This is a genomic window from Pseudomonas sp. H26/SER47-MNA-CIBAN-0231, from assembly GCF_040310465.1.
GTDB classification, from domain to species: Bacteria; Pseudomonadota; Gammaproteobacteria; order Pseudomonadales; family Pseudomonadaceae; genus Aquipseudomonas; species Aquipseudomonas atacamensis.
Genome location: NZ_JBEOPW010000005.1, coordinates 185,967 through 198,435, shown reverse-complemented (window position 1 = coordinate 198,435; position 12,469 = coordinate 185,967). Strand labels below are relative to the sequence as shown.

Annotated in this window: 9 protein-coding genes; 5 read left to right on the top strand and 4 right to left on the bottom strand. The window is 60.0% G+C overall.

Going from position 1 to position 12,469, the window contains the following annotated elements; genetic code table 11:
* On the bottom strand, positions 1 to 4,824 hold the full coding sequence (locus AAEZ10_RS10380) for an NEL-type E3 ubiquitin ligase domain-containing protein (protein WP_350569074.1): 4,824 nt from the start codon (positions 4,822 to 4,824) through the stop codon (positions 1 to 3).
* Between the two features lie 318 nt (positions 4,825 to 5,142).
* Here AAEZ10_RS10380 and AAEZ10_RS10375 point away from each other — a divergent pair, with 318 nt between their 5' ends.
* The 4 genes from AAEZ10_RS10375 (at position 5,143) to AAEZ10_RS10360 (ending at position 10,399) form a co-directional block, all read left to right on the top strand.
* Positions 5,143 to 6,915 carry an N-acetylglutaminylglutamine amidotransferase gene (locus tag AAEZ10_RS10375; RefSeq protein WP_151552273.1) on the top strand — a complete coding sequence of 591 codons (1,773 nt, stop codon included), beginning with the start codon at positions 5,143 to 5,145 and terminating at the stop codon, positions 6,913 to 6,915.
* A gap of 3 nt (positions 6,916 to 6,918) precedes the next feature.
* Positions 6,919 to 8,664 (top strand): N-acetylglutaminylglutamine synthetase, encoded by a 1,746-nt coding sequence (gene ngg, locus AAEZ10_RS10370; RefSeq protein WP_024013889.1) that lies wholly within the window; start codon positions 6,919 to 6,921, stop codon positions 8,662 to 8,664.
* A gap of 147 nt (positions 8,665 to 8,811) precedes the next feature.
* A complete protein-coding gene (locus tag AAEZ10_RS10365; protein WP_024013890.1) occupies positions 8,812 to 10,002 on the top strand; it encodes an osmoprotectant NAGGN system M42 family peptidase in 1,191 nt (396 codons plus the stop codon).
* 169 nt (positions 10,003 to 10,171) lie between these two features.
* Positions 10,172 to 10,399 carry a YheU family protein gene (locus tag AAEZ10_RS10360; protein ID WP_003172962.1) on the top strand — a complete coding sequence of 76 codons (228 nt, stop codon included), beginning with the start codon at positions 10,172 to 10,174 and terminating at the stop codon, positions 10,397 to 10,399.
* Positions 10,400 to 10,404: 5 nt separating this feature from the next.
* Here AAEZ10_RS10360 and csrA read toward each other — a convergent pair whose 3' ends face one another.
* From csrA to AAEZ10_RS10345, 3 genes are all read right to left on the bottom strand, one after another.
* Positions 10,405 to 10,590, bottom strand: coding sequence for a carbon storage regulator CsrA (gene csrA, locus AAEZ10_RS10355; protein ID WP_024013891.1), 186 nt, complete (start codon positions 10,588 to 10,590; stop codon positions 10,405 to 10,407).
* Positions 10,591 to 10,723: 133 nt separating this feature from the next.
* Positions 10,724 to 11,056: a YnfA family protein gene (locus AAEZ10_RS10350; RefSeq protein ID WP_350569070.1), complete on the bottom strand. Its 333-nt coding sequence runs from the start codon at positions 11,054 to 11,056 to the stop codon at positions 10,724 to 10,726.
* A 63-nt stretch (positions 11,057 to 11,119) separates the two neighbouring features.
* Entirely contained in the window at positions 11,120 to 11,935 is an 816-nt protein-coding gene (locus tag AAEZ10_RS10345) for an SDR family oxidoreductase (protein ID WP_016770947.1), read from the bottom strand.
* 330 nt (positions 11,936 to 12,265) lie between these two features.
* Here AAEZ10_RS10345 and AAEZ10_RS10340 point away from each other — a divergent pair, with 330 nt between their 5' ends.
* A complete protein-coding gene (locus AAEZ10_RS10340; protein ID WP_003183939.1) occupies positions 12,266 to 12,418 on the top strand; it encodes a DUF3309 family protein in 153 nt (50 codons plus the stop codon).
* Positions 12,419 to 12,469 lie beyond the last annotated feature (51 nt).

Below are 12,469 nucleotides of genomic sequence, written 5' to 3'. Positions count from 1 at the left end.
TCAGATGTCCGGCATCACACAGAGGCCGAGATCCATCAGGCGTATGGACTCTTCGGTCAGGCGCTTGATCACTGCCTCTTGTGCCTGCTCCTTTTCAAGCTGGAGGGCATTCGCCTGACTCACATAGTCGGCACTGAGCAGGGTGTCCGCCTGCTCATCGAGGGCACTCATGCGCGGCGCGAACGATTCATCGATCATTGAAAATTTGCGCGTAAACGTACGCTTCAGATAATCACGCCAGAACGTTCGCTCCTGCATGTATTTCAGCCATTGCGGGGAAAGTTCGGCAGTCATCACGCGATTTCTGGCGACCTCAAGATCAGCGGCTGTCACGCCACTCTGGGCATCGAACAGCATACCTTTCGGTTGACCGCGCAGCCCCAGCTCATCGGTCAGACCGATGCGATAAGCAAGGTTCATTTCCAGTGCATCGACCTTCGGCGCCCGGAGCGAATGCTCCAGGGCAATTTCTTCCAGCTTGTCCAGCCTGAACAGACTGCGGCCCAGTTCCAGCAGAGCTTTGGCAGTGACCTTGCGGCCGCTTGCCGCGCTGGTTACCCGCTCGACTTCCACCTCGACTTCCAGGCGACTGAACACCAGCGTTGCGTTGTCGGTGCAATGAAGCGGATCGGCAGCCGTGTCGAGCACTTGTTCACACAGCGGCCCGTCAGCTTCGGCCGCCTTCAGTACCGCCCAGACGCGTCGCTGCAAGTCGGCGCTGGCCTTTTTCCCGTCCGCGGTATCGCCCAGTTGCGCCAGCACGGTGAACAACCCATCGGCCTTCGGCTCGTTTCGCAATGCCGTCCAGATGCGCGTCTGTTCTGCCCACTCCTCGCCACTGTTCTTGGTCAACCAGAGCGAGCGGGCGTGTTGCTCGTTCATCCTGGCGATGTCATTGGGGAGGTAGTCCATACCGATGCCGAAATTATCGCGATAGTTTTCCAGATGCGTTTTGCTGCGTTCGGAAAAAGGATTCAGTCCCAGCTTGAGTGCGCTGGTGAAATGGCGTGTTTTCTGGAATAACCAGTCGGGCAGCTCTTTGATTTTATTCCCGGTCAGGTTCATCAATTCAATGTGGACGGAATTGGACAGGCCTTCTGGCAGTTCCGTGATGCCGGTGTCTTGCAGGGACAAGCGGCGCAGTTGCGTCATTTGACTGAAATCCGGGGTGGCGCCCAACGGATTCTTGTCCAGATTCAGGTAGCGCAACGTGCTCAGACTGTTCAGCTTCGCCAGGGTCTGTTCGGTCAGTTTGAGCTGATTGTTTGCCAGACTCAGCCGTTGCAGACGCGGCATGTGCGACAACACTTCAGGCAACCGGGTGATCGTGTTGCTGCCCAGTTCCAGTAGCTCGAGCTGTTTGAAGGACTTGAGGAAGTGCGCGACATCATCACCCAGCGCCATGTTGCGCATCGACAATTGCTCTATGTGGTCGAAGCTCACCGACGGCGGCAATGTTGGCACCTTACCGATGCGCATGCCGTCAAGGTTGAGGGTACAGAGGTTTTTTCCCTCTTCGTTGGTGGCCCAATGAAAGCGTCGAAATCCTTCTTCGATCAACTCGGCGGCGATTTTCCGGCTGTGCCGCGCTTCGGCCAGATCGCCACCCATGGCTTTCAGGGCCGCGGCATCTTCGCTCCAGACAAACAGAACGTCACGCAGGGTCTGCAGATCCTGACGCAGGGCTTTGATGCGGGTCGCACGGCTCAACGGATCATCGCCCAGCTCATCGAGCAATTGGCTGAGCTGCTGCTGATTCAAGCGTGGATACAGTTTGCGCGCCTTGCGCAGCAGCGCCCGCGAATGCTCCGTCCCGGCAGCCTGATCGCTCTGCATGCAGGCCGGCTCGACAAGCCGAGGCTCAAACGTGCCGCGAACCAATGTCTGCGCCGTCTCCTCGCGTTCGTCCAGCGCCGCATCGAGCAATTTGCTGCGCAAGCGCACCGTGTCAGCCTGCGCAGACCCGCCCAACCCGGCGGCCGTCCGCTGACGCAACGGCAGCGCTTTGAGAATCGCGCTGTACAGATCCCCCGGCGCTGCTGCCACTTTGCCAAGTGACTTGCCGTCGCCACTGAACGCCTCGTAACCGGCAGCAGACTTCACCAGCGAGCAGGTATTTTCGGGTTTCGCAGAGGCATCGCCGATGGCTTCCAGAATTGGCCCGGCGAGTGTCTTGTCACGCACTTGCAAGCGCAATTGTGCATCCCAGCCGCTCAGTCGTGGCAGCAACTGAATGGCCAGTTTGTCGGTATCAGCATTGGCCAGTCGTGGCCAATGCAAACCCGTCAGGGCACGATCGAGTCGCACTGCGTTGATGTTTTGCCTGACGCGTTGCCCCATCCGCAACGGCACCTGCCCGGTCTCGCGCAGATGCAATCGTTCGATACTCGGCGCGCGCTCGATCAGCTGCTGCCCATGGCGCGTCGTAATGGCGGCAAAGACCTTGCGCAACTTCAGCACATCGTCCGCCTCGCTCTGGTCATAACGCTGATACATACGCTCAAGCGCCTCACGATGATCCGTCTTCAGCGCCGCGCCGAGCTTCTTCGCCAGCGCCGACTCTTCCAGGCTGGCGGCGGTTTTACCGCCGAGCAAAGCATCGACTTCGTTCTGGTACAGGCCATCAATGACCGTTCGCAGCAACTGCCCCGCCGCCAGTTGTTCACGGCTGACTGCCACGCTCAGAGCTTCGTCGGGCTCGCGGGTCGATGGATAAGTTGCCTCGACGCTGCCATCGGCGTCGGTAACCTCGATGTAGCGGTCGGTTGGCCAGCCCTTGAGCTTGGGCAATGCATGCAATTGCTCCTCGGCGGGCTGACCGGAATGTACTTCGCCGGCCTGCAGTTCGCGGGTCAGCTGGCGCAGTTGACGGGAGAGACGCACGCGTTCCACCGTGTCGCGCAGACGCTCCGGCAACGCCAGGTTATCGTTGAACGCCTGGAGCAATTGGTCATGACTGGTGCCACTGAGCCGACGCATGTTATCCAGGTCGCTGTCGGTGAATTCGCTCAGGTGCGGGTCGATGCGTTTGAGTGTGTACGCAGAACTGCCCCACTCCTCGGGCTCTTCGCCAGGAATGCGCCAGCCGCCCTCAACGTGTCGGGCCAACTCCGGGGCATAGGCGTCAGCGCGACTGGCATGCTCCAGACGCCACAGGCTGGCATCGGCATCGTAACTGCCGGCAAAGAATCGATGATCGACACGCCCAAGGGTTTTGCGGCCCACCTGATAAAACTCCTTGGAGCTGGCATCAATGGTGAATCCCGCCGGGAGTGAATGCTCATAGGCAACGAGATCGGGCTTCCACAGACGTGCCTTGCCTGCGTGATTGAGGATGGCCCGGAATTGCCCGAAGAACTCCGGGTGCGAGCGCAGCAGTTTGCCGCCCAGCGTGCCCAACGCCTTCTGCCCGCCGGCAAACGCCGCCATCAGCGCAATGTTCTCCACCACGCTGAGCAGGTGCGAAAGCGCTTGCTGATGATCGCCACGCTGCCAGTCTTCGACCCCTTCATACACTTCGCCGAGCAATTGCCCGACCGCGACGCCCATCATCAGTTGGCCAAGGACCGGCACAAACATGCCCGCCACTGACGCGATGGTCACGCCCAGCTGGAGAAAATCCAGCAGACGTTTCTGGCGTGCGTCCTCATCGATATCTGCCGTCGGCACTGCCAGTTTGCGCGCATCGATCTGTAATTTGCCGACGTGACTCTGCACCATGAAATCAAAAAGCGGGACACTCATCGACAGTTGCCTGATGAGGCCCAACTCGCCCTTTTCCTCGAACGTTTTGAAGAAATCGGCCTTGTCATCCTCATCAAGGCATCGACCGAAATAATCCTTGTAGTCCGGTTTGCGCAGTTGTTGCGTGAGATAGTTTTTGAAGGCATTGAAGCTCGGATATTCGTACAACGCCCTATCGGGCTCGCCCGCCATGTAGACCAGGCAACCATCCTCGGGATGTTCCTGCACCGAGCGCGCGCAGAACACCACGACACCCCACACGCAGCTGTCCAGTATCTCGATTCCCTGCATGATCATCGGGTCGTTGCCGTGGCGCAGGGTTGCCGACGCCACGCCCTGGGCATCAATCAGATCCTGCAGCATGCGCAATCCCTGCGGAGTGATATCAGCCTTGAGCGCGGCCAGATGGGCGTCGAGCTGCAACAGGCTTTTTTTCATCGCGCCAATGTCGCGGGTCAGGACGCTACTGGTCACGACTTTGCCGTCGGCATCGCGCAGGCCGAAGACTTGCTGGAAATGTTGCTGATATTTCTTGCCCAGGTCGAGCGTGCGGCACAACGCGGCGAACGCCTGCGGTGTCAGGCCCTGCACACCCGCAGGCGCACTGGCAATGCGCACGACACTGCCGGACGGGAAACCATCGGCTTGCTCTTCGTCTTCAGTGAAGTTCTGCATCGCCGCCTGCAGCAGGGTTTGCTCGGCGTGTTTTACGACATTGATACCCGCTTGGTTGGTCGCCGTCGCGTCGCAGCCGCAATCGTCACCCGGCAGACTGAGCACATCCTGTTCGACGTCATAGACCGCCGGCCACTTGGCGTTCAACGCAGCGGTGAGTTCTTTTTTGCAGAAACCGCGCAACGATTGCAATCCGGCCAGATCCTTGGCCACTTTGAGCTGCAGGCGATGCAGCTCGCGAGCGGTCTGATCCAGCGTGGCCAGCGTGTCGGTCGAAGCCTTGAGCAAATAAGGCGGCAGACTTTTCTCCAGGGCCTCGGCCGTGTCGAGGTCTGCGGTGGCTTCCAGCAGCGTGCCGAGCACTGAAGATGGAGCAAGGTTTTGTTTCTGTTGCTGCACTGACATGGCAATAGTCCTTTATTGCTGTTGGGGCTTTCGACCTTAGCGATGGTGTGAATGAATTGATAATGGAAAAAACTGCTGGCAAATGCCGCAAACACACGCAGTTTTTCGGCCTATAAAACAGCCCGCTACCGCCCCGCAAAAAAAACCGGCTAACGCTGCCAGGGCACCCTCTAGCACCGACCTGCAGAGGCCGTAGCGCCGCGCTTATAACTTATCGATCTAAAACTCCGCCTACCGTGACAGGTCAGTTTCTGAGTACCCGCACTTTTCGCGTGGTACGGCTTGACCTTCCCCAACGGAAAAACCGGTAAGGACTTTATGTGCGGATTAGCTGGCGAGTTACGTTTTGATCAACAACCTGCAGACCTTGCAGCGATCGAGAGAATCACCCATCACCTGGCCCCTCGCGGCCCTGACGCGTGGGGCTTCCATGCCCAAGGGCCGATTGCCCTGGGTCATCGACGCCTGAAAATCATGGACCTGTCGGACGGCTCGGCGCAGCCGATGATCGACAGCCAACTGGGCCTGTCCCTGGCGTTCAACGGTGCGATCTACAACTTCCCGGAACTGCGCGCAGAGCTTGAAGCACTGGGTTATGCCTTCTATTCGGGTGGCGACACCGAAGTGCTGCTCAAGGGTTATCACGCCTGGGGCGAGGGATTGCTGCCGAAGCTCAACGGCATGTTCGCCTTCGCCATTTGGGAGCGTGATGCCCAGCGCCTGTTCATCGCCCGTGACCGTCTCGGCGTGAAGCCGCTGTACCTGTCGCGCACTGGCCAACGCCTGCGCTTCGCCTCGGCATTGCCAGCGCTGCTCAAGGGCGGCGACATCAACCCGATCCTCGATCCGGTGGCGCTCAATCACTATCTGAATTTCCACGCGGTCGTACCTGCGCCGCGCACGTTGCTGGCCGGTATCGAAAAACTGCCGCCTGCCACCTGGATGCGCGTTGAAGCCGATGGCCGCACCGAGCAGAAAACCTGGTGGACCCTGCCCTACGGCCCGAATGAAGACGAGAAAAACCTCAATCTGGAAGACTGGGTCGATCGCGTCCTCGACAGCACCCGCGAAGCGGTGGCGATTCGTCAGCGTGCGGCAGTGGATGTCGGTGTGCTGCTTTCGGGCGGTGTCGATTCGAGCATGCTCGTCGGCCTGCTGCGCGAAGTCGGCGTAGAGAATCTGTCGACCTTCTCCATCGGTTTCCAGGATGCCGGCGGCGAGCGCGGCGACGAGTTCCAGTACTCGGACCTGATCGCCAAACACTACGGCACTCGCCACCATCAGTTGCGCATCGACGAGAAAGAAATCATCGAACAACTGCCCGCCGCTTTCCGCGCAATGAGCGAACCGATGGTCAGCCATGACTGCATCGCGTTCTATTTGTTGTCCCGCGAAGTGGCCAAGCACTGCAAAGTGGTGCAGAGCGGCCAAGGTGCGGACGAACTGTTTGCCGGTTACCACTGGTATCCGCAGGTCGACGGCGCGGCGGATCCGTACGCCGCTTATCGCGATGCATTCTTCGATCGCAGCTACGACGACTACGCGGCGACGGTTCAGCCGAAATGGCTGGTCGATCATGATGCGGCGGGCGACTTCGTCAAACAGCATTTTGCCGAGCCCGGCGCCGAGGCTGCCGTGGACAAGGCGCTGCGTCTGGACAGCACGGTGATGCTGGTCGATGACCCGGTCAAACGCGTCGACAACATGACCATGGCCTGGGGCCTGGAAGCGCGTACGCCGTTTCTCGACTATCGACTGGTCGAACTGTCGGCCCGTGTGCCGGGCAAATTCAAGCTGCCCGATGGCGGCAAGCAAGTGCTGAAAGAAGCTGCGCGCCGGGTCATTCCAAGCGAAGTGATCGACCGCAAGAAAGGCTATTTCCCGGTGCCGGGTCTCAAGCACTTGCAGGGCGACACGCTCAATTGGGTGCGCGAGTTGCTGCTGGATCCGAGCCAGGATCGCGGCCTGTTCAACCCGAGCATGCTCGACAAGCTTCTGACTGATCCGCAAGGCCAACTGACCCCGTTGCGCGGTTCGAAACTGTGGCAACTGGCGGCCCTGAACCTGTGGCTCAGTGAACAAGGAATCTGATTGATGAAACCCCATGCCACGTCCATAAACCAACGCCTGTTGCGTGGTCAGGCCCCCTCGTATGAACGTTTGCAGGCGCGCCTGGCCGAAGACGGCAGCGAGCCTGCCAGCGCCCCGATTGCCGTGCATTGCGGTTGGGGCCGGCTGCTGATCGGCCATACCTTTCCCGACCCGGCGTCGCTCGCGCAGGAGCTGCTCAACGAGCAGCCCGGCGAACGCGATATCGCCCTGTATGTTGCCGCACCGCAGCAGATTCTCGGCCTGGAGCCGACGCAGCTGTTTCTCGATCCATCCGACACCCTGCGTTTATGGTTCAGCGATTACCGGCAAGCTACGCGGGTGTTTCGCGGCTTCCGCATTCGTCGTGCGCAAAGCGAAACCGACTGGCAGGGCATCAACCGTTTGTACCAGGCGCGCGGCATGTTGCCGATCGATCAGGAGCTGCTCACCCCACATCATCAGGGCGGCCCGGTGTACTGGCTGGCGGAAGACGAGGACAGCGGCGCGGTGATCGGCAGTGTCATGGGTCTCAATCATGAAAAAGCCTTCAACGACCCGGAACACGGCAGCAGCCTGTGGTGCCTGGCGGTCGACCCGCATTGCTCGCGCCCGGGCGTCGGCGAAGTGCTGGTGCGACATTTGGTCGAGCACTTCATGAGTCGCGGCCTGGCTTATCTGGATCTGTCGGTGCTGCACGACAATCGTCAGGCGAAAAACCTTTACGCCAAACTGGGTTTCCGCAACCTGCCGACCTTTGCCATCAAGCGCAAGAACGGCATCAACCAGCCGCTGTTTCTCGGCCCGGGGCCGGAGGCGAATTTCAATCCTTACGCGCGGATCATCGTCGAAGAAGCGCATCGACGCGGTATCGACGTGCAAGTGGATGACGCCGACGCCGGGCTGTTCACCCTCAGCCATGGCGGCCGTCGCGTGCGCTGCCGCGAGTCGCTGAGCGATCTGACCAGTGCGATCAGCATGACCCTGTGCCAGGACAAAAGTCTGACCCACAAGGTGCTCAAGGCCGCAGGCCTGAAACTGCCGGCGCAGCAACTGGCGGGCAATGCCGACGACAACCTGGCCTTCCTCGATGAGCACCAACGGGTGGTGGTCAAGCCTCTCGATGGCGAACAGGGCCACGGCGTCGCGGTGGATCTGCGCACCATCGAAGAGGTGCAGAAGGCTATCGAAACGGCGAAGCAGTTCGACAGTCGCGTGCTGCTGGAAAGCTTCCACGAAGGCCTTGATCTGCGCATCGTGGTGATCGGCTTTGAAGTGGTGGCGGCGGCGATTCGCAAGCCCGCCGAAGTGGTCGGCGATGGTCAGCATTCGATCGGTGCGCTGATCGAAGCGCAGAGCCGCCGCCGGCAAGCGGCCACCAGTGGCGAAAGCAAGATTCCGCTGGACCACGAAACCCAACGCACGCTGCATGCCGCCGGTTACGACTACAGCAGCATCCTGCCGGCCGGCGAGCATCTGTTCGTGCGGCGCACGGCCAACCTGCACACCGGCGGGACGCTGGAAGACGTGACCGACATTCTTCATCCAACGCTGGTCGACGCGGCAGTGCGCGCGGCGCGAGCGCTGGACATTCCAATGGTCGGGCTCGATCTGATGGTGCCGGCGGCAGATCAGCCCGAGTACGTGTTCATCGAAGCCAATGAGCGCGCCGGCCTCGCCAACCATGAACCGCAGCCGACGGCGGAACGCTTTGTCGATCTGTTGTTTCCGCATAGTCAGCCGGCTGTCTGAACCCTTCCTGATCGTTCCCACGCTCTGCGTGGGAACGCCTCATCGGACGCTTCGCGTCCATTCGAGGGACGCAGAGCGTCCCGGGCTGTATTCCCACGCAGAGCGTGGGAACGATCAGTGCTCAACCCATCAGGAGTTTCCATGACCATGACCACACAAATCCCTGAACCGGATCTGGCTTACCTGCAAAAAGTCCTGCTGGAAATGCTCGCCATTCCCAGCCCTACCGGTTTCACCGACACCATCGTGCGCTATGTCGCCGAGCGTCTCGAAGAGCTGGGCATTCCGTTTGAAATGACCCGGCGCGGGACCATCCGCGCGACGTTGAAGGGCAAAAAAAGCAGCCCTGACCGCGCGGTGTCTGCGCACCTGGACACCATCGGCGCCGCCGTGCGTGCGGTGAAAGACAACGGTCGCCTGACCCTCGCCCCGGTCGGTTGCTGGTCGAGCCGCTTTGCCGAGGGTAGCCGAGTCAGCCTGTTTACCGACACCGGGGTGATTCGCGGCAGCGTGTTGCCGCTGATGGCGTCCGGGCATGCGTTCAACACCCAGGTCGATGAAATGCCGATCAGTTGGGACCATGTCGAGTTGCGTCTGGACGCCTACTGCACGACCAAAGCCGATTGCGAGTCGCTGGGCATACATGTCGGCGACGTGGTGGCCTTCGATCCGCTGCCGGAGTTCACCGAAAGCGGCCATATCAGCGCGCGCCATCTCGACGACAAGGCCGGCGTTGCCGCATTGCTCGCGGCACTGAAGGCAATTGTCGACAGCGGCCAGGAATTGAACATCGATTGCCATCCACTGTTCACCATCACCGAGGAAACCGGCAGCGGTGCAGCGGCGGCATTGCCTTGGGACGTCAGCGAGTTTGTCGGCATCGACATTGCACCGGTCGCCCCCGGCCAGCATTCCAGCGAACACGCGGTGAGCGTGGCGATGCAGGATTCGGGCGGGCCGTATGACTATCACCTGTCGCGGCATCTGTTGCGTCTGGCCGATGAACACGAATTGCCGGTGCGCCGTGACATGTTCCGCTATTACTTCAGCGATGCGCACTCGGCGGTCACCGCCGGCCACGACATTCGCACCGCCCTGCTCGCCTTCGGCTGCGATGCCACCCACGGCTACGAACGCACGCACATCGACAGCCTGGCGGCGCTCAGCCGTTTGCTCGGTGCGTACATTCTGAGCCCGCCGGTCTTTGCCAGCGACGCGGCGCCGGCCAATGCTTCACTGGATCGCTTCAGCCATCAGATTGAGCATGACACCCAGATGGAAAGCGAAACCCGCGTGCCGCCGGTGGACAGTCTGGTGGGGCAGCGTTCTGACAGTTGAACCTTCGGTGAACAGATAACCGCCTTCGCGAGCAGGCTCGCTCCCACAGAGATCGCATTTCAAAGGTGGGAGCGAGCCTGCTCGCGAATGGGCAGGCAAGACCGATACAAAACTGGCACGCAAAACCCAATCCCCGTAGCATCCCGACATTGATTTGACCGAGGTGCCCATGCTCATTCCCCACGACGCGCTTGAAGTCGACACCCTCACCCGCCTGATCGAGGATTTCGTCACCCGCGACGGTACCGACAACGGCGATGACACCCCGCTGGAAACCCGCGTCCTGCGCGTGCGTCAGGCACTGACCAAAGGCCAGGCATTGATCGTGTTCGATCCGGAAAGCGAGCAGTGCCAGCTGATGCTCAAGCACGACGTACCCAAGCATCTGTTCGACTGAAACCGTCAGCCAGCCTTCGCCGCGGCTTCCTTGCGCTTGATCCGGTCATAGACCTCGGCGCGGTGTACATGGACCTTTTTCGGCGCCTCGACGCCGAAGCGCACGCTGGAGCCATTGACCGACAGAACACGCAGGGTGATGTCGTCTCCGATTGAAATCAACTCACCGACCACACGGCTGAGTACAAGCATGGGATTCATCCTTCAGGACTGGCAAACCCTGAAGATGCGCGGCTTACAGCGTCTTCACAATCCACGACGAGCAAATCAGTCTTGCCCTACAGCTGCCCACGCCCGCAGCTGTCAGACGCTTCGCACAAAAGCCTCAGGCAGCGGAAAAGCGCGGCCCGAACAGAATGATGCTGGCACCGACCACGCACAGGGCCATGCCGATCCAGTCCGAGCCCAGCGGACGCACCCGCTCGACCACCGCCAGCCAGCCAATCGAAGCAACGATGTAGATCCCGCCATACGCGGCATAGGCGCGCCCGGCGTAGGCCGCTTCAACACGGGTCAGCAACAGCGCGAACAGGGTCAGGCTGAGCAACGCGGGAAGCACCCACAACGCACTCTTGCCCTGGCGCAGCCACATGTAGAAGGCAAAACAGCCGGCGATTTCAAACAGCGCCGCAAGGAAGAACAACAAGTAATTGAGCATGGAGGCGTCTCGACAGGGTGACCGTGGCGGCCACCCTAACGACGCGGCGGGAATCGAACAAGATCAAGCGTTGTTTTGTTTGGCCTTGGCGCGCATTTTCTCGGCCATGGAAGTCATCTCGTTGTAGAGCAGTTGCGGATTCTTTTGCTTGATTGCCCAGGCCATGCGCCCTTGTTCGTGAGGCAGAATCAGGAATTCGCCGGCGGCGACTTGCTGGTAGATGTAGTCAGCGATGTCGGCTGCGCTGATCGGCGAACTTTCCAGCAACTTGCCGACCTGGGCTTTCATGGCCGGGGTCGGGCCACGGAAAGAATCGAGCAAGTTGGTCTGGAAGAACGACGGGCAAACCACATGCACCGCCACTTCCTGCTGCGCCAGTTCGATCAGCAGACTCTCCGACAACGCCACTACGCCGGCCTTGGCCACGTTGTAGTTACTCATTGCCGGGCCTTGCATCAACGCGGCCATGGAGGCGATGTTGATGATCTTGCCCTTGCTCTGTTCCAGCAGCGGCAGGAACGCTTTGCAGCCCTTGACCACGCCCATCAGGTTGATCGCGATCTGCCAGTCCCAGTCTTCCAGAGACAATTCGCTGAAAAACCCGCCCGAGGCGACGCCGGCATTGTTGACGATGATGTCGATGCCGCCGAGCTTCTCTTCGCAGGCCTGGGCGAAGGCGGTGAGCTGACTGTAATCGCGCACGTCACAGCGCTGGATGAAGCCGTCACCGCCCGCCTCGCGCACCAGCTTCAGGGTTTCCTGCAGGCCGGGCTCACTGACATCGGACAAGGCCAGCCGCCAGCCTTCACGGGCCCAGCGCAGCGCGATTTCGCGACCCAGGCCTGAGCCTGCACCAGTGATCATCATGCGATTTTGCATAGCGGACAGCCTTGTTGTTCCGGGAGAGATGCGCCGAGTGTAGCGAAGGAACTTCGTTCACCCACGCTCCATCCAGTTGCTGAATGGAGGATCAAAAGATTCCAGCCGTCATCGTTTTGGGGATGGTCTCCTGTAGGAGCTGCCGAAGGCTGCGATCTTTTGCTTTTTTGCTTTAAAGGAAATAACCAGCCAATCCAAATACATTAAAAAAACATTGAATTATTTTTCATCGGCGCAAGTCGGAACATGTAAGCCGGCTGGAATTTAGTTGCTCTCCAGCTGCCCACTGAGCATCAAGACTCTTCCAGACTCTGAACAAGGAAATCACCCATGGGCACAATTCTAATCATCATCCTGATCCTGTTGCTGATCGGTGGTCTGCCGGTCTTCCCGCACTCCAGAAGTTGGGGTTATGGCCCGTCGGGTATTATCGGCGTGGTGTTGGTCGTGCTGCTGGTGCTGTTGTTACTCGGCAAGATATGACGATTTGAAGCTGTAAAAAAAGAGGCCCTTTTGCAAGGGCCTCTTTTTTAT